Raw genomic sequence first — 17,732 nt, 5'->3', positions numbered from 1 at the left:
CCAACCGATTCCTAAGTCTGTTAATAGTAATTAAAATCTTAAAATTAGCTGCTTTTAAACGGTGGTCAACTCTTTAAGTTCTTGTTTATGGTCCTTCTTTGCTTTTGTACTCACCCCGTTCCCTTTTTTGGAATCCAAAGACTGGTTATTCTTCCAATATACTTCTACTTTCTCTTCTGGGTCCATTATAATCAGGTGTATCCATTCATTTTCCAATAGGGACAAAAGTTTCTCGTTTCTTGAAAGAATGATATTGACCCTCTCTTTTGGTGTTTGTATGACAACCGTAAGTCTTAATGGCGTATGATAGGCATTATCTTCCGACTCGTAAAGTGACTCCCAAGGCAGGCCAGTCTTAAGATCACCCCCGTTGCCTTGAACAGCACCAAACTGTCCGGTTATATTATGGGTTGTTTTGGTTCCCGCGCCAAATTTTTCATTGTCCACGGTGGCAAAATAATAATGATTGTTGATCCACTGGGTTACTACCATTGGCCCCTGCATTATTGCCTCTAAAGCTTTTCCATCCTTGTCCGTTCGCCAGTCATATGAGTGCAGAAAGCAACGGCCATCAAGGTTATGTTTCATGGTGGTTCTCCTTGGAGCTATTACAAAACTTGCATTTTTAGCCAGCCCCCACTCTGGTCTGGTCTCTCCCCAATTACTAGCCTTTATTTTTGCATGATGAACACTGTTCTTTGTGGCACCTAGTCTTTCTCTGGTTGCCGAAACCTGAGCTTTTTCAAGATTCTGTTTTATCTCTTTTAGATTATTTTGGTGAGATTTAGGTACGTTGGAATCAAAGAGTTCAATCTCATCTGTGGTGGTGTTATGTTCTGCTCCTATGAATATCGTGGAATTCGGAATTTCAATTTCATACTCTGAGGAGAGAAATTCCCTAACCCCAGGATTATTAGCCATTTTGGCCAGCATCCTCGCATTGTGTCTTCCCGGGCTTGCCGCACATGCCCCACAATCCAAACTCGATGCAAACGGATTGTTTGCTGAATGGCTTCCGTGACCCACAAAGACTACAACAGGAGCAAAATTTTTCCACCCCATCAGGTCAAATCCAGATTTTACAATTGACGCTTGTTCGGCTATGGATATTTCCAAATTTGATTGGACACTGCGCAACTCCGGTTCGCATGTACTTTCATAAGAAACTCCATTGTTTTTTGGCATGGTGGGAAATATGGTTCTTGCCAAGAGATTCAATCCATAGTAGAGACCTGATCCTTCCACAAAACCAAAGGTTGATGGTAGCATATTCTTCATTCGCTTCAAGAAGTAGTCCCAAAATTTGTCCAGTTCCAGTTTTCGGTCCTGTCTCTCCTTCATGGCTTGATTTTCTTCTTTGGCGACCTCGGATACTGCATAACAAGAATATACAATGGGTGGACAGGACTTCTGAACAATTCCGTCCTTTACGTTTTCGTAATCCATGGCAATTCCAAAAAAGCCTGCATATCCATATGTTTCATAATTACCGGAAGATTCCACATGTCTCCGAATCAATTCGGATCTTGTATCAATGCAAAAGACCATTTGCGCATCGGGCACTTCATGATCACCACTATCTGACTTCTTTGTGCTCGGTGCATCCCTCAGCATATGAACCAATTCCAATTGCCAGCTTTTTTCCCAAGCGTTTAACCAGATATGCTGAAGCTCCATTATATTGCACCTTGGTTTTGCTACTGATTCGTCGGGTAAGAATTGGATTTCCAGATGCTTGGCAGACCACAAACGGACGGCCAAATATTGTTCCAAATCAATGGGATACTTGTTTTGCCACTGTGGTTGGTTTGTTCCTCTGTGTTTGATGTATCCGGTCCAGCCAGGCAGTGCTGCCAGATGAAACTTAAAAATATCTTGAATCTCTGCATCTGAAAAGCCTGATAGTAAACTTTCCAAGGTTTCCTTAGCTGTTTTTGGGATATTTGAGACCGACACTTTTCCCAGCGTACCGTCGTACGGTATCAACTTTCGCCAAGCAGGGTAAAAACCTAGAGGCTTATAGGGCATCTCCCATTCGGCCAAGCCTTCATCTAAAAATGCAGAGAGCCATTTTACCATCAAGCTGTCGAGAACATGTTGCGAATTTATTGTTTCCGACCCCAGCTCATTTTCCATTAATTGCAGGTAGTGCTCAGGTGACTTATTGTAACCACTTTTTTCCAATAAATCCTTAAGCTCTGAAATTTGTATATCACCATTTTCTAAAGCACGTCTGTAAATCCTGACCTGAGGGTATACTGATGCACCAAGTACTTTCTTGACCTCCTTAACCGCTACGGGAAAAGATACTTCTTCGTAACCGCTTAATGGGTTAGATGTTACAAAGGAGTACAGGGGCCAAGTGCTACCGATATGATCAGAAGCCTTTTCAATTGATTTTTCTAAAGAGAATTGGTTCATTGAACTTTTGTTTTATACATTAAGATTGTGTTTTTATAGGGTTGGGAGAGATTCATCAATTTAATATACAACCAAGGTATATTGCGATATACTCCCAACTTCATGAGGAAAAATCCAACCAAGAAAATGAGTCCAAAACCTATTTGCAATGGTGATAAAGCAGATGGCCTATAGATTAGCTCCATGCCTGACATGAGGTTTGATACCAAGTTGTACGCTAGGGCATAGGCCCCGATTCCCGCTACAAAAAGTACCGGAGGCAACATAATTTTTTGGATTCCAGTGAACGTATTTTGTTTTACGATATTGTAAGTTGCTTGTCCAACTGCGATGGATGCAATCAATGTTAGGAAAATCCCGCTGTTCCATTCCATTCCCTTTCCTGTCACTCGCGCAAAAAAGAAAGCACCCAGCATGCTGTACAAAAGCACAATCAAGGCCTCCATCCACTTGATACGGATAACCGGAGGTTGCGTGGGAGTTGATTGCCTTACACTCTCTCCTGATGACAAGAAAAGATAAGCCTTATAAAAACCATGCAATATCAGATGAGCTATGGCCGCGTTGAAAAAACCCAATCCACCTTGCATGATCATAAAGCCCATCTGGGCGATAGTAGAACAAGCCAATCGCTGTTTTATGTTTACCTGAATAAGTTTGGCAAATTGAGCAAGTATTGCCGTTAACCCACCAATTATGAATAAAAGATTCATGGTATTTGATTCTATTATTATGTAGGCTAAAAGGGTCAATAAGATTCCCGATCCATTGACGAAACCCGCATGCATAAGTGCTGAAGCAGGGGTTGGTGCGGTCATCGATGAAAGCAACCATTTATGGAATGGAAAAATTGCGGACTGTATCAACGCAGCAGATATAACACATAAGGCAGATATGACAATTAGGTAATAAGGTGTTTCCTTTACTGATACCATAAGGTCACTTAAGGTGATAACATTGTGGTAGGCAGCCAAAAAAAGGAGACCAATGCTTAAAAAAATGCCACTTGCCAAAAAATAGTGTTGTGCCAAGCGCTTTGCTTCTCGTGCTTCACCCCAGCCAGTTTCGAGACCTATTAAAGAGGACATAATGGTGCCCATTAGAAACCATCCCACAAGTAATGGAGCCAAATGGTCAGATATTAAAAACAATAGAGTCGCTGCGGTAAACCCCACACATAACAGCATAAACTTGGACCTATGCGCAACATGTTTAAAATAGGAGTTGGCATAGGTACTTATTATGGCACAAAAAAAGGTTACGATGATTGATAATAGCGCAGTAAATCCATTGGTTCTAAATAGATTCCCCCACTTCCATTCCGGTATGTTAGGGTAATTGAATAATACAAAAATCAATTGTCCGATGAAAAACAGCCAAAATAAAACCGGGATCAACCCGGTCACTTTATTCTTCTCGGAGGGTGATATAAGTATGTTTGTAATATGCTTCATTTTTCTTGATTCTGTTGGATAAGTTGATTATTGGTTTTTCTGTTCTGGTAAGAGCTTGTTTACACTACTGCGCATCCTGGCTAAAAGAATTACACCAAGAATGAAACAGCATATTAAAATACGGTCCATGAAAATTGCCTCGTTCATGTAGGACATAGCAATTAGCGTAATCATAGCTATGAGAATCAAGAATGGTTGAAGGATTCTGGTTAACTTTCTCATGTGTTCGGATTAGAGTTTTAGTATTTGTTTTAATTGACAGCGTTACCTTAGTCCACATACTTTATTTCCAATACGCCATCGATTACGATGTTCTTTCCTTTGGCCCTAGCTTGGTCAATGATATTTCGAGCAATCAGTTTTTCTTGCTCCAATTCGCCAATGCGACCGTCCAGCAAATTGGTTTCGCTCAAGTGATTGCCTTCCCAGATTTTCAATCTTTGGATTTTGTGGAAATTTATTTTCTCATTAATCAATGCAGTAATGACATCTGATGCCTCGGTTGGTGTAAAGATTCCGTCAACCAACTGGATCTTTCTTTGGTCTGTGACTACCTCCGATACTACTTTTGCTTCCATAAAGTTTTTGTTTTAAAATTTTTACGATGCAAAGGTTAGGCTTTCAAATCATTAATTTTTATTTATATTTATAATATTATACATTAATACTTTTTATGTATTATACTTTGCATCAGCTTCAGATATTTTTGAAAATATCTGAATTACAAAGCATTACAAAAGCTTCAGAAGAACTTCACTTGACCCAACCTGCCGTATCAATTCAGCTGAAAAATTTTCAAGAACAGTTTCCAATTCCCCTTACCGAAGTAGTGGGTAGACAACTATTTATCACAGATTTTGGAAAAGAAATAGCTCAGGCAGCAGAAAGGATCATCAATCAGATAGAAGAAATCAATTACAAGACCATGGCCTATCAGGGGAATTTATCCGGTAGGCTAAAACTTTCCGTTGTATCTACAGGCAAATATGTAATGCCATATTTCCTTTCTGATTTTATAACAGAAAACAAAGGGGTAGACCTAATCATGGATGTGACCAACAAATTAAAGGTAATACGGAGCTTGGAGCTTAATGAGGTTGACTTCGCGTTGGTATCGGTACTCCCTGAAAAGCTCAATGTGAATAAAGTTGAACTGATGCCAAACAAGCTTTTCTATGTGAGTAATTATGATAGACAACTACCTAAGACTGTTTCCAAAAAATATTTGTTCGAAAAAATACCTTTGATTTATCGGGAACCGGGATCGGCAACACGTAATGCAATGGAGGCATTTATACAAAAAAACAACTTTTCGGTCAACAAGACGATAGAACTCACCTCGAATGAAGCTGTAAAACAAGCTGTTATATCGGGGCTTGGCTGCTCTATTATGCCTTTGATCGGAAACAAAAATGCACTTAAGAACAAAGAACTTAAAATAATTCCCACAAAAGAGTTGCCTATTACCACTACATGGAACTTGATATGGCTGAAATCCAAGAACCTATCCCCAGTAGCAGTTGCTTTTTTGGACTTCTTAAAAGAAAGGAAGGAAGGTATAATTAAAAAGAAATTCGGCTGGATTGATGACTTTCTCAATATTTAACTCCAGGAATCTTGATTTTTCCTAAAAAAGAAAAGTTTGAAAGTAGCCCCGGCAAGAATCGAACTTGCATCTAAAGTTTAGGAAACTTCTATTCTATCCATTGAACTACGGGGCCATCTATAAAAATGGATTGCAAAAATATGCTTTTTTGAAAACTTTATGCAATCTAAACCGTTCGTCTTTTCTCCTCTTCTTTCAGGATTTTCTCCAAATAGGAGCGAGATAAAGGTTTGTCTACGTACCCTGCAATCAACCCGTGTCTTTTGGCAATGGTTCGGTCTGTAGCATTGGTAAAAGCGGAAAGAACGTATACACTTGGAAGTTCGTGACCTTTGAACAAATTCTGTAGGTTTTCAAGAAAATCCCATCCATTCATTCCGTCCATAACAAGGTCCAAAAAGATGATATCCGGAAGTCTATCGTTTTCTTCAACCGCACTAAAACAGGCTTGAATACCCTCTTCCCCACTGGAACAGGTAACAATATCAAAATTTCCATGGGATTGTTGAATGCAGTACCGGGTCGCAAACTGCGACACCAAGTCATCGTCTATAATAAACGTGGTAAGCTTCATGTACGGTTAATTATGCAAGTTTTGGGACAGACAAAGAAAGAGGCTTGTGAGCAACAAACCATTCATAATCGTTGTTTGGCCCAAATAACCCGTTAAATCAACCTTAGTGGGGTAATTTCTCCCTTATAACACCATACGTAAAAGCACCCAAAATAGCCCCAATCAAAACAATGATGATGGGCCAATACCCTGCTCCTACTAAAATATAAATGGGTCCTGGACAAGCTCCTGCCAATGCCCAGCCCAATCCAAACAAGATTCCCCCAACAATATATCGGGTAAAAGACCTTTCCTTGTCCTCAATATGGATGGATTCGCCAAAAAAGGATTTAGTTTTTGATTTCTTTATCCATTGCACCAACACGATTCCAACTGCCAATGCTGACCCAATAATACCATACATGTGGAACGAATCGAACTGGAACATTTCATAAATCCTGAACCATGAGGACGCTTCGGATTTGTACAATACAATACCCAAAAAGGTACCCAATATGATGTAGACTATATTCTTCATGCTGAAAAAATTAAGGGAAACAACAAGTGAACCATGATCAATCCACCAATAAAAAATCCTATGACAGCGATAAGGGAAGGTCGCTGTAAATTACTCAAGCCCGAAATGGCGTGTCCAGAAGTACAGCCTCCCGCATAACGCGTTCCGAAGCCGACCAAAATTCCTGCAACCAAAAGTATGATCCAAACTTTAGGGTCGGACAGCGATTCCAAACTAAAAAGCTCCGTGGGTAAATAGGCTTTTCCAGCACTATCAAAACCAAGTTCCTGAAGTTTGGAAACGGTTTTGGGTGAAATATCCACTGCAGGATTGGGCGACAACCAATGTGCTCCCAAAAATCCACCAATAACGGAGCCGAGAACCACCAATAGGTTCCAGCGTTTGGATTTTATATCTACTTTGAAGTAATCTGTGAATTTTCCTGCTCCACCAATCGAGCAAAAAGTCTCCAAGTTGGAAGACATTCCAAAACGTTTACCCATTAAAATGAGCAATGCCATACAAATGGCAATTAAGGGCCCAGCTACATACCAAGGCCAAGGTTGATAAAGCATTTCCGTGTGGTTTTATACAAATGTCACGAAAATGCTTTAATTATCAAATATGGATGAAGTTTAGCAACAGTCCTTTTCACCGTCAGATACCCCAAACTTTTTCAGGATATCTTCCAACAAACACCATTTGGTCAAGGAAGATTGCAGCAAATTGGCCCCGACAAATGCGGTAAACCAAAGCCAATTCTGACTCACATAAATGGCCAAAATCAAACTGATCAATATAAAGCTTCCTGCTACGCCTCTTACAATTCTATTTCTCATTTTTACTTTTTTAAACGGTTCTTTCAATGGGTATTTCTACCGCTCTAATAGGGTTGGTGGTCTCACTTTCCTCATTGAATTGCTTAATCAATTTGAACAATTCGGTCACCTTTTCTTCTTCTGTAAACGAAAAGAACATATTGGAAGCCGCCCCACCTTTTTCACTGGGAAACCAACTACTGGTATACATTAATGGTGCGGCACTTTTGTACCCATCGATGTCGGATTCACTAAAACTGTCCACTCCTGCTTGTTTAAAGAGTTTAAAAACTTGGCTTTTATACTCTTCGACTGTGGTAACAATGATCATTTTCATGTGCTTATTTTTATTGTTTTTCAAGGGTCACATGGAACCTTTGACGACTAAAAGAATCATTGCTCTGTATTTCAAAAGTTTCTTCTAGTCGTGTCGGTTTCATCTTACTTGTAATTTTTACGTTCAATCATATAATACACCAATGGCACCACCAAGAGCGTCAATACGGTAGATACTATGGTTCCTCCCATAAGTGAAATGGCCAACCCTTGGAAAATGGGGTCAAACAAGATCACAAAAGCTCCAATAACAACAGTTCCCGCGGTCAACAAAATAGGTGTGGTACGCACGGCTCCTGCTTCAATTACGGCTTGCTTTAGGGGAACTCCCTCATTCAACCTGAGGTTGATGAAGTCAATAAGCAATACCGAGTTCCGCACCATGATTCCCGCCAGGGCAATCATCCCAATAAAGGAGGTTGCGGTAAAAAATGCACCCAACATCCAGTGTCCCAACACAATTCCGATCAAGGAAAGTGGAATGGCCACCATCATCACCATTGGCGCTTTAAAGTTTTGGAACCATCCAACGATCAACATATAAATGATCACAATTACACCGAGGAATGCAATTCCCAAATCACGGAACACCTCAAGGGTTATTTGCCATTCCCCATCCCACTTTACCGTATAGTCATCCTCATACTGGGGTTGCTCCATATAGAGCTCATTAATGGAATAGCCTTGGGGTAGCTCCAATTGATTTAACTTATCCGTCATGCCCAAAATGGCGTACACTGGGCTTTCCAGTTCACCAGCCATATCGGACATCACATAAACCACTCGCTTTTGGTTTTTTCTATAGATACTCTTGGCCTTCGTTCCCTCATTAATGGAAACCAAATCACCCACGGACACCATATTCCCTTGTTGGGATGTTATTTTTAATTGTTGGATCTGATCCAAGCTCGATTTATCCTTTTCACTAACGGATAACACGATCCCAATTTGGTCAAATGCTTCTTCACGATAGATGTGGGATACTGGTTGCTCACGGAAGGCCATGGCCATCACCTGTACAATTTGCTGTGGCGTTACACCATAAAGCATGGCTTTTTCTTTATCCACCACAAAATCGTACTCCACTTGGTCGTCTTCTACCATCCAATCCACATCCACAACATCGGTGGTATTATTGAGGATGCCCTTTACCCTCTCAGCCAAAGCAATTTGCTTGTCGTAATCGGGTCCGTACACCTCAGCAACAATTGTTGACAATACAGGAGGTCCTGGTGGCACCTCAACAATCTTGATGTTGGCATTGTACTTTTTGCCCAACTCTTGGATTTTAGGTCGTAACACCTTGGCGATATCGTGACTTTGCTCACTACGGTCGTGCTTGTCAGTAAGGTTTACTTGAATGTCGGCCATGTTGCTTCCGCCACGTAGGTCATAATGTCTGACCAATCCGTTGAAAGTGATCGGTGCAGAAGTACCCACGTAGGTTTGATAGTTCACCACTTCTGGTCTAGTGGACAAATAAGCCCCTACTTCTTTGGCCACTGCTGAAGTACGTTCCAGAGTAGATCCTTCTGGCAGGTCGATGACCACTTGGAATTCGTTCTTGTTATCAAAAGGAAGCATTTTTACGGCTACCGATTTGGTAAAGAACATCCCCACAGAAGCAAATAACAACACCACAGTAATGCCAATAAAAATCCATCGCTTCTTTCTACTTTCAATCAGTGGTTTTTCGAAACGTTCGTAGGCTTTATAAATAAAAGTGTCTTGAATCTCGACTGCTTCTTTTTCTTTTTTATTTTTCTTTTTGTCCTTTTCCCTCAAGAAGATGAAACCCAAATAAGGGGTAATGGTCAAGGCCACAAACAGAGACAACAACATAGCAATAGATGCACCAATGGGCATTGGGGACATATAAGGCCCCATCAATCCCGATACAAACGCCATGGGCAATACGGATGCAATCACCGTAAAGGTGGCCAAGATGGTCGGGTTACCTACCTCGTTGATGGCATAGAGTGCTGCATCTTTGAACGGCAAACGTTTCATCTTAAAGTGACGGTGCATGTTCTCCGCGATAATAATGGAGTCGTCCACCACTATACCCGTTACAAACACCAAAGCAAACAAAGTGATTCGGTTCAAAGTGTAATCGAGCATATAATAGCTCAACAAGGTCAAAGCGAATGTGATCGGTACGGAAAGGAACACTACCAATCCACCTCTCCAGCCCATGGCCAACATTACCACAAAGGTTACGGCTATAATCGCTCCGATCAAGTGCATCAATAATTCTGATACTTTTTGTGAAGCGGTTTGACCGTAGTTACGGGTTACCTCAACATGAACATCGTCGGGAATCAAATTTGATTTCAAGTGCTCCACCTTGTCCAACACCACATCGGCAATCTTCATGGCATCAGCGCCTTTTCTTTTGGCAATGGAAATGGTTACCGCTGGATATTCAGATTTAAAAGTTTCTGACTTCTCGCTTGCAGCTCCAAATCCTAGGGAAACATAATTTTTAGGCAATTCAGGACCATCCAAAACGGTTGCCACCTGTTTTAGATAAATAGGTTGATTTTGTTTGGTGCCCACAATCAGGTTTTCCAAATCTTCCTTACTTTCCAAAAAGTTACCTGTGCTAATGTGGAACTCGGTATCGTTGGATAGGAAATTCCCAGCATCCATCTGTTGGTTATTGGCCTGAATCATTTGGGCCACGGCCAACATATCGATACCTGATTCGGCCATTTTATCCTTGTCTACCACCACTCGAAGTTGACGGTTTCTTCCTCCAATCTTTTTGGTGATGGAAACCCCGTTTACTTTTTCAACCTCATTGATGAGCTCTCCAGAAATCTCTCTAAGTTGAAAGTCATCATATTCATCACTCCAAAGGGTTAGAGCAAGCATAGGCACATCATCAATCGCCCGGGTTTTTACCAAAGGCATGGTTACCCCGTTTGGCATTTGATCCATGTGTTTGTTGATCTCGTCATACAAACGCACTAATGATCTTTCAATATCTTCACCAACATAGAACTGTACAATGGCCATCCCCTGCTCCTGCATGGAAGTGGTGTACACATACTCTACGCCTTTAATGTTCGATATAATTTTTTCAAGCGGTTTTGTGATTCTGGATTCCACCTCTGTTGGGCTGGCCCCTGGGTATCCCACAAAAATATCCGCCATGGGCACATCAATCTGTGGCTCCTCTTCCCTTGGAATTAGGAATGAACTGTACACCCCAATGACCATAAACACGATCATTAAGAGCACCGTTAGTTTGGAGCTGATAAACCCTTTGGCTATTTTTCCTGCTAGTCCGTCTTTCATTGTTAGCTTTTTAGGGTTATTGAATGCTTACTTTAGCTCCATTGTACAGCTTTCCATCTGCTGATACGATGTATTGATCTCCTTTGGACAAACCAGATAACACTTCTACTTCATCTCCATAATTCTCACCCAAACGCAACCAACGCAGCAAAGCAACATTGTCTTGTCCGAGCGTATAAACTCCTGTCAATTGCCCTTTGTGCACCAAGGCTGTGGACGGAACAGTCACAACTGTTTTTCCATTGCTCTCATTTTCCGCCTCTAGCCTAACGGTTGCATACATACCTGACAAAATCTTGGCATTTGTTTGATCCAAGCTTACTTTCATTACATATTGGCCTCCTGTATTTTGTGCTGAGGCACTCAGTTCGGAAACCTTACCTGTGATGGTGGTATCCAATGCTTTCACCAAAACTTGGGCTGTTGTGCCCACTTTAATGGCAGAAATGTTGTTTTCGGCTACTTTGGCCTCTACCTCAAATCCTGTTCCTGGGGATTCCACTGAAACCAAGGGCACTCCAGGATTGGCCATATCGCCTTCATCGATGTAGGTATTGGTAACCACACCGCTAAATGGGGCTCTGATATCGGCGTAAGCAAACTGGGAATTGACTTCGTTTTTCATTTGATTTACTGCTTCCAATCGGGCTTTGGCCATTTCGTAACGGGCAGTCATATCATCCAATTCCTTTTGTGAGGCACTGCTTTCTTTAAATAGGTTTTGAAATCTTTCATAGTCTTTTTTCGCATTGTTGAATGCTACCGTTGCCTCGGTAATGGAAGCTTCTACCTGTGCTTTTTTAGCTCTTAGGTCTCCATTGTTGATGGAAATAAGCAGGTCTCCCTTGTTTACTTTCTGACCTATTTTAACGGGAAGTGACTCCACATAGCCCATCATTCGAGTACTCAAGGTGGCACTGTTCACAGCTTTGATTTGACCACTTCCTGCCAAAATGGTGGAGCTATCGCCCGTATCCACATCAGCAACTGTAACTGGTACCGCAGCAGAAGTATCAACAGTTTGTTTTTCGTCACTTCCACATCCCATTAGGGTCAGCCCCAAGGACATTGTTAAAATGATGCTTTTATATATCGTAGTGTTTTTCATGTTGCAATTATTCTTTGGTTAAAAATGTGAGTAAGGATTGTGCTTGATTGTATTCAAAAATGGTTTGATAATAGGCCAATTGCTTTTCGGCATAAGTGGCTTCGGCCATTAATAAATCGGTTGTTTTTTCCAATCCCTCTTTAAATCGGTTTGTACGTATTCTCAATGATTCTTCGGATTGCTCCATAGCCAATTTTGATGTCTGGAGCCTGTTCTCCGCGTCCTCAACCAACCGCTTGGTGCGTTTAAGCTCAATAGTACTTTTGGCGACGTATTGTTCGTATTCTTTCTGTGCTTTTTCATAGTTTGTTTTGCTTTTTCCTGCCTTGGCAAATCGCTGTGAACCTTTAAAAACATCCCAGCTCAAACTTGCCCCAACAATGTATCCTTTGGAATCTGCCTGAAATATTTGATCATCATACATCTCATAACTGGCAAAAGCGTTCAACCTTGGCAAAAAGGTCATGTTATCTGCTCTCATGTTTGCTTTATACGCTTCGGATACCAAATCCATGGCCTTAACATCGGCCCTGTTCTCCAAGGAAGCTTCAGTCGCTTCCCCGATAGTTTCAGGCAACAATTCTTGGGTAGGTTGAAAAACGACGTTTCCTTGTTCGTTCATTAAAAAAGCCACGTAGTCTGAAGCATTCTTCACATTGCTCTTCGCTGTTTTCAACTGATCTGAAACTTCGGTTACCCTTACCTTTACTTCCAATAGATCTGCTTTTTGAAGTAACCCCTGATCATAACTGTTTTGAGCCATGTTCAAGTTGGCAGTTGCTGCATCGTATGCTTTTTGCATTACTTCCACAGCGCGATAGGCCAATTGCAGTTGACCATAAGCTTTCTGGGCTTCAAAATCGAGGTAATCCCTAGTTCTCATGGCTTGAAGCTCTTTGGCCTCCATAGTGGTTTTGGCTGCTTTTCGCTGATAAAAACCATCCATATTGATCAAAGGTTGCTCCACCGATACCACGGTGGCAAAGTTTTCCACTTGATCGGGATCGTTCAATAAGTCTGGATTAAAATCTGCTTGGGTCAGAATCCCTTGGTTGAGTTTTGACCCAAATGCCATTAAAGGGTTTGTAGTTGCCATTCCCGTATGCGATACGGAAATCTGTGGCAAAAAGACAGAATTTGAAAATCTATAATCGTATTTGGCCATTTTGGCTTCCTGATCGGAAACCTGAATGCTCGCATTGGACTCTTGCACCCTAGCCAAGACATCATCCAATGAAATGTGGACAGGTTCTTGAGCGAGTGCCCACTGCATCAAACCAAATGCAATAAAAGTGAAAATACGCCTCATTTATATTTGTTTTGAGGCAAAATTAGGATGGCATATTTGCTCTCACAGTAACATTAGTTACCATTGCAAAACAGGGTCATCATGTGCATTTCATTTCACTCAAAATCAAGCAAAAGAGAAATTTGGACAACCCAAAGTGGAGTCCATTTGGAATGTCTAGAATTTGGAATGGGTTATTTGCTGCCGCTGTTCATCAAGGCCAAAACGGCAACAACAAGAACGACCACCACAAGGGCAAATACCCCTATCATCCAAATGCCGTTTTCCCAAGATACCAATGGAATACTAGTAAGTGCTTTCACAATGTATTGGTTTTAAATTGAATCAAATTTAATTGGCTCGCTTCCATGAAAATATGATATTCCTCATGAAATCAATGTTCATTTTCCTATTGAAAGTTTGTATATGGTATCAAAACAACAAAGCCGCTTCCAAAAGCGGCTTTATCCATCAACCAACCAAAAAACCTAATTCTTGACTTTGCATGTATTAATCCCGAAAAGGGTATACAAAGGACAAAAACTAACTAAGCTTGTCAATACGAAAATGCCCGCCAATACCAATAGTACGGTGGCCAAAGTTCCAGAAATCACTCCAAAATAATATAAAGCAACCACTACAAGAGCAAGAATCAATCGTACTACGCGGTCCATACCGCCCATGTTTGTTTTCATAATTTTCAGTTTATGTTTTCTACCAATAGAACTATTAAGGTAATCATTATGAGGCAGATAACACACACCATCACCAATTTCTGCCACTTTCTAAACTTCATGTTTAAAACTACAATAATGGCTCAAACCATTCGGTAACTTGGGTTACATAGCTTTACTTATTTTTACGATACATTTAATCTTCTATTTATGGACAGAAGGAAATTTACGTTTGGAATGTCTTTGGCAACCATGGCCAGCATCTTGGGCGTGGACATTGTTTATGGTGCGCTGATGCCAAAAGGGTACCAACCGTTGGGTCTTCAAGACCCGGACCCTTTTAAACTCTTCAACAAGGACAAGGAAATGGTTGTGCTTAACAATAAACCTTGGAATATGGAGGCCCAAGCCCACTTGTTGAATGATAAAATCACCCCCAATAAATTCATGTTCATTCGGAATAACGGTCGAATTCCCGAGAGTATTGATGTATCCAATTGGACCTTGACTTTGGATGGTGAGTCCATCAAAACCAAAAAAACGTATTCTCTGAGCGAGCTCAAAAGCAAATTCCAACACCATACCTACCAATTGACCTTGGAATGTGGTGGAAATGGACGGAGTGAGTTCAATCCGCCTGCAAAAGGCAACCAATGGACCGTGGGTGCAGTTTCGTGCGCCGAATGGACCGGGGTTCGACTACGGGATGTTCTTGAGGACGCCGGAATAAAATCTGATGCCGTATACATTGGCTATCATGCCGCTGACACCCATTTAAGTAGCGACCCCAACAAGGAGCCCATCTCCAGAGGGGTTCCCATGGACAAAGCACTACAGGATGAAACTTTATTGGCATTTTCCATGAACGGGGAGGATATTCCCTTGGCCCATGGCCATCCATTGCGATTGGTCTGTGGGGGATGGCCTGCTTCCACTTCTGGGAAATGGGTCAATCGAATCAGTGTACGCAACAAAGTTCATGATGGTGAAAAAATGGGCGGTACCTCGTACCGTGTACCCTGTGAAACGGTTGCACCGGGCAGTGAAGTTGCCGAATCCAATATGTGCATTATTGAATCCATGCCCGTGAAATCCTTGATTACCTATCCAAAAAGCGGTGCACTGATCAAGGAAGGCCAAAAATTGAACATCAACGGACATGCTTGGGCCGGAGAATTGGAAGTCTCAAAAATGGAATATTCCATCGATTTTGGCAGCACTTGGCAGAATTGCTCCCTTGAAAAACCTGCAAATCGATTGGCGTGGCAACATTTTAAAGCGACTGTTTCCTTTCCCAAAAAAGGATATTATGAAATTTGGGCCAGAGCGACCGACTCCAATGGAAAAGGTCAACCCATGGTATTGCCCGGATGGAATCCGAAGGGCTATCTCAACAATGCCTGCCACCGAATCGCTGTGAAAATCGTATAGCATGGAGGACAAATTTCAAAAACAGGTAAGTGCCTTTTCCAAAGTCCTTCTTTCCTTTTTAGTATTGATTTTGGTACTATTTGGCGGATTGTATTATTGGGCCAATCGAACACCAGAACCTAAAATAGAAGACATTCCAGTGGAAGAATCCACCGAAGATTACGACAAAATTGAAAATGGCATTCATGTCGCCACTGGGTTTGTAGATGATGAAGGTATGGAAGCTACCATCCAGAATTGCACCAGTTGCCATTCTGCAAAGTTGGTGACGCAGAACCAAATGAGTCGGGAGGGATGGAAAGCCACCATTACATGGATGCAGGAAACCCAAAATCTGTGGGATTTGGGAGCCAATGAAGAATTGATTTTAAACTATTTGGCCAAGAATTATGCACCAACCGATAAAGGTCGCCGGCAAAACTTGGAAACTATTGAATGGTATGAGTTAAAATAGCTCACATGGAATACATTGATGCATTTATAAACGGATTTTTGGGTATGGTTCGATGGACTTGGAAATCCATCATGTTTGAAGTACCCTGGTACACCAATTATTTTTGGGGATTGATTGTCATTTCACTTTTGGTATGGGGATTAGAAATCCTCTTCCCGTGGCGAAAGGAGCAATCCATTTTTAGGAAGGATTTTTGGTTGGATGCTTTCTACATGTTCTTCAATTTCTTCATTTTTGCCATCATCATTAGCGGGGTTTACAAAGTGTTGGAAGTACTTTTCGCTGATTTTGGTATCACTTCAAAAAGTTTGTCCCTAATCGATTTTACAGGCTGGCCACAATGGTTGCAGCTTTTGATATTCTTCATCATTTTGGACTTTGTACAGTGGTTCACCCATGTGCTTTTGCACCGGGTTCCGGCCTTTTGGGAATTTCACAAAGTACACCACAGCGTGAAGGAAATGGGCTTTGCGGCGCACCTCAGGTTTCATTGGATGGAAAACATCCTGTATAAACCCTTAAAGACTTTAGGCGTTATGATTCTCGGGGGATTTGAACCCGAACAAGCTTATATTGTGCACTTTGCCGCCATTGCCATCGGGCATTTTAACCATGCCAACATCAAACTCACTTGGGGGCCGTTAAAATATATTTTGAACAATCCGGTGATGCATTTGTACCATCATGCGTATAACCTTCCTGAGGGACATCCCTACGGGATGAATTATGGAATCAGTCTTAGCCTTTGGGATTATATGTTCCGCACCAATTATATCCCAGAAAGCAGCGGTAAAATTGAATTGGGGTTTCCGGGGGATGAAAAGCTTCCGAAAGGATTCTGGGGGCAGTTGGTCTATGGCTTCAAAAAGCCTAAGAAATAAGTCTTCAAATATTATTTGGAAGCATCTGAGGCATCAAACACAATACTCCAAATACCTCTTACTTCATCAACACCATATGCTGTTGCCTGATCTTCCGGATACAATTCAGATAAGTGCGCCACTACTTCCGGAGTAATGTTTTGATTGGGAGTTCCGTGACAATTCAAACATAAAGCATTGGTTATAATGGGATAGTAAAAATGGACCTGGCCATCTTTTTCTTGCACAATGGGCTTTATGGAATCCCCAGCAGCGATTTGCCTTTTGAAAGTATTGATGTGTTCCAATTCAACCGCATTGGCCTTGTTCTCTGGGTTCCGGGTCTTGTCCGATACCCGCTTGATATTTGCCTGATATTGGGTTGCCATACTATCCGTCAAGGGATAGGCACGCTCGTTGCAAAACACAACCGCCGCTGCAACACCTTTATTCTGGATGGTACCTTTCAGGTTTTTGCCCAACACTTTTTGGGTCTCTTGGGCATACATCATTCCAATTTCCGCGTAATTAGGTTGTGCGGCTTCCACAACATCAGATTCCTTTGGCCCCTGTTTGCAAGAGAAAGTTAACAGAATAGCTATTAAAGGAATGGCAATGTATTTCATTATTGACGCATTTTTCCACTGGCACAACTTACAAAAGATTTTGCCTTCAGCAGCATTCCGTTTTCATCATCAATTGTGGGATAGCCCAATTGTTTCAGGGCGTCTTTAACAAAGGTAGCGACATCGGTGCCTTTGTGCTCAAAGCTAACCGATGCGCTATCCTTTTCCACAATCACACTTTGTATACCTTCCATTTCCCAAAGTTTGTTGGAAATGGTCTTGGCACAACCACCGCATTTAAGATTCTGCACTTGGAAAGTGGTTTTCATATTTTTTTGTGTTT

Annotated in this window: 19 protein-coding genes and 1 tRNA gene; 4 read left to right on the top strand and 16 right to left on the bottom strand. The window is 41.5% G+C overall.

Annotated elements, in window-relative coordinates; translation table 11 throughout:
* Positions 1–54: 54 nt before the first annotated feature.
* The 3 genes from ACFSJE_RS12040 to ACFSJE_RS12030 all read right to left on the bottom strand — a co-directional run bounded on the left by ACFSJE_RS12040 (position 55) and on the right by ACFSJE_RS12030 (position 4,453).
* Positions 55–2,421, bottom strand: coding sequence for a DUF2309 domain-containing protein (locus tag ACFSJE_RS12040; protein WP_379831217.1), 2,367 nt, complete (start codon positions 2,419–2,421; stop codon positions 55–57).
* Positions 2,418–3,875 carry a proton-conducting transporter transmembrane domain-containing protein gene (locus ACFSJE_RS12035; protein ID WP_379831216.1) on the bottom strand — a complete coding sequence of 486 codons (1,458 nt, stop codon included), beginning with the start codon at positions 3,873–3,875 and terminating at the stop codon, positions 2,418–2,420. The genes ACFSJE_RS12040 and ACFSJE_RS12035 overlap by 4 nt, the downstream gene beginning before the upstream one ends.
* Before the next feature lie 269 nt (positions 3,876–4,144).
* Complete coding sequence (locus ACFSJE_RS12030) at positions 4,145–4,453, bottom strand: hypothetical protein (protein ID WP_379831215.1); 309 nt, start codon at positions 4,451–4,453, stop codon at positions 4,145–4,147.
* A 95-nt stretch (positions 4,454–4,548) separates the two neighbouring features.
* Between ACFSJE_RS12030 and ACFSJE_RS12025 the strand changes: the two genes are divergently transcribed.
* On the top strand, positions 4,549–5,481 hold the full coding sequence (locus tag ACFSJE_RS12025; protein WP_379831214.1) for a LysR family transcriptional regulator: 933 nt from the start codon (positions 4,549–4,551) through the stop codon (positions 5,479–5,481).
* A 43-nt stretch (positions 5,482–5,524) separates the two neighbouring features.
* Here ACFSJE_RS12025 and ACFSJE_RS12020 read toward each other — a convergent pair.
* The 11 genes from ACFSJE_RS12020 to ACFSJE_RS11970 form a co-directional block, all read right to left on the bottom strand.
* Positions 5,525–5,596: transfer RNA gene (locus ACFSJE_RS12020), tRNA-Arg, on the bottom strand.
* 51 nt (positions 5,597–5,647) lie between these two features.
* Positions 5,648–6,055: a response regulator gene (locus ACFSJE_RS12015; protein WP_379831213.1), complete on the bottom strand. Its 408-nt coding sequence runs from the start codon at positions 6,053–6,055 to the stop codon at positions 5,648–5,650.
* Positions 6,056–6,158: 103 nt separating this feature from the next.
* Positions 6,159–6,572 carry a DUF6691 family protein gene (locus ACFSJE_RS12010; RefSeq protein WP_379831212.1) on the bottom strand — a complete coding sequence of 138 codons (414 nt, stop codon included), beginning with the start codon at positions 6,570–6,572 and terminating at the stop codon, positions 6,159–6,161.
* Positions 6,569–7,126: a YeeE/YedE family protein gene (locus tag ACFSJE_RS12005; RefSeq protein WP_379831211.1), complete on the bottom strand. Its 558-nt coding sequence runs from the start codon at positions 7,124–7,126 to the stop codon at positions 6,569–6,571. The genes ACFSJE_RS12010 and ACFSJE_RS12005 overlap by 4 nt, the downstream gene beginning before the upstream one ends.
* A 60-nt stretch (positions 7,127–7,186) precedes the next feature.
* Positions 7,187–7,390, bottom strand: a complete 204-nt coding sequence (locus ACFSJE_RS12000; protein ID WP_379831210.1) for a YgaP family membrane protein — start codon at positions 7,388–7,390, stop codon at positions 7,187–7,189.
* A gap of 10 nt (positions 7,391–7,400) precedes the next feature.
* Positions 7,401–7,706, bottom strand: a complete 306-nt coding sequence (locus tag ACFSJE_RS11995; protein ID WP_379831209.1) for a hypothetical protein — start codon at positions 7,704–7,706, stop codon at positions 7,401–7,403.
* Positions 7,707–7,810: 104 nt separating this feature from the next.
* On the bottom strand, positions 7,811–11,008 hold the full coding sequence (locus ACFSJE_RS11990; protein ID WP_379831208.1) for an efflux RND transporter permease subunit: 3,198 nt from the start codon (positions 11,006–11,008) through the stop codon (positions 7,811–7,813).
* A 16-nt stretch (positions 11,009–11,024) separates the two neighbouring features.
* Complete coding sequence (locus tag ACFSJE_RS11985; RefSeq protein ID WP_379831207.1) at positions 11,025–12,116, bottom strand: efflux RND transporter periplasmic adaptor subunit; 1,092 nt, start codon at positions 12,114–12,116, stop codon at positions 11,025–11,027.
* 7 nt (positions 12,117–12,123) lie between these two features.
* The gene (locus ACFSJE_RS11980; RefSeq protein ID WP_379831206.1) at positions 12,124–13,425 is read right to left on the bottom strand and encodes a TolC family protein; all 1,302 of its coding nucleotides are present in this window, start codon (positions 13,423–13,425) and stop codon (positions 12,124–12,126) included.
* A 173-nt stretch (positions 13,426–13,598) separates the two neighbouring features.
* Complete coding sequence (locus ACFSJE_RS11975) at positions 13,599–13,727, bottom strand: hypothetical protein (RefSeq protein WP_379831205.1); 129 nt, start codon at positions 13,725–13,727, stop codon at positions 13,599–13,601.
* A gap of 165 nt (positions 13,728–13,892) precedes the next feature.
* A complete protein-coding gene (locus ACFSJE_RS11970) occupies positions 13,893–14,099 on the bottom strand; it encodes a YgaP family membrane protein (protein WP_379831204.1) in 207 nt (68 codons plus the stop codon).
* A 189-nt stretch (positions 14,100–14,288) separates the two neighbouring features.
* On the opposite strand from ACFSJE_RS11970, the gene ACFSJE_RS11965 reads away from it, so the two are divergent.
* The 3 genes from ACFSJE_RS11965 to ACFSJE_RS11955 are packed head-to-tail and all read left to right on the top strand — an operon-like array spanning position 14,289 to position 16,844.
* Positions 14,289–15,509 (top strand): sulfite oxidase, encoded by a 1,221-nt coding sequence (locus ACFSJE_RS11965; RefSeq protein WP_379831203.1) that lies wholly within the window; start codon positions 14,289–14,291, stop codon positions 15,507–15,509.
* 1 nt (position 15,510) lies between these two features.
* Positions 15,511–15,963 (top strand): monoheme cytochrome C, encoded by a 453-nt coding sequence (locus tag ACFSJE_RS11960; RefSeq protein ID WP_379831202.1) that lies wholly within the window; start codon positions 15,511–15,513, stop codon positions 15,961–15,963.
* A gap of 5 nt (positions 15,964–15,968) precedes the next feature.
* Positions 15,969–16,844: a sterol desaturase family protein gene (locus tag ACFSJE_RS11955; protein ID WP_379831201.1), complete on the top strand. Its 876-nt coding sequence runs from the start codon at positions 15,969–15,971 to the stop codon at positions 16,842–16,844.
* Positions 16,845–16,855: 11 nt separating this feature from the next.
* Here the strand turns inward: ACFSJE_RS11955 and ACFSJE_RS11950 are convergent, their stop codons facing one another.
* The gene (locus tag ACFSJE_RS11950; protein ID WP_379831200.1) at positions 16,856–17,449 is read right to left on the bottom strand and encodes a Tll0287-like domain-containing protein; all 594 of its coding nucleotides are present in this window, start codon (positions 17,447–17,449) and stop codon (positions 16,856–16,858) included.
* Positions 17,449–17,718, bottom strand: a complete 270-nt coding sequence (locus ACFSJE_RS11945) for a heavy-metal-associated domain-containing protein (RefSeq protein ID WP_379831199.1) — start codon at positions 17,716–17,718, stop codon at positions 17,449–17,451. Before ACFSJE_RS11945 ends, ACFSJE_RS11950 begins: the two co-directional genes overlap by 1 nt.
* Between the last annotated feature and the right edge of the window lie 14 nt (positions 17,719–17,732).

Origin of the sequence: Flagellimonas iocasae (assembly GCF_042682725.1) — a bacterium.
In the GTDB taxonomy this organism is placed as follows: Bacteria; Bacteroidota; Bacteroidia; order Flavobacteriales; family Flavobacteriaceae; genus Flagellimonas; species Flagellimonas iocasae.
The sequence above is the reverse complement of the archived record's forward strand: the minus strand, read 5'-3'. Positions and strand labels throughout refer to the sequence as shown.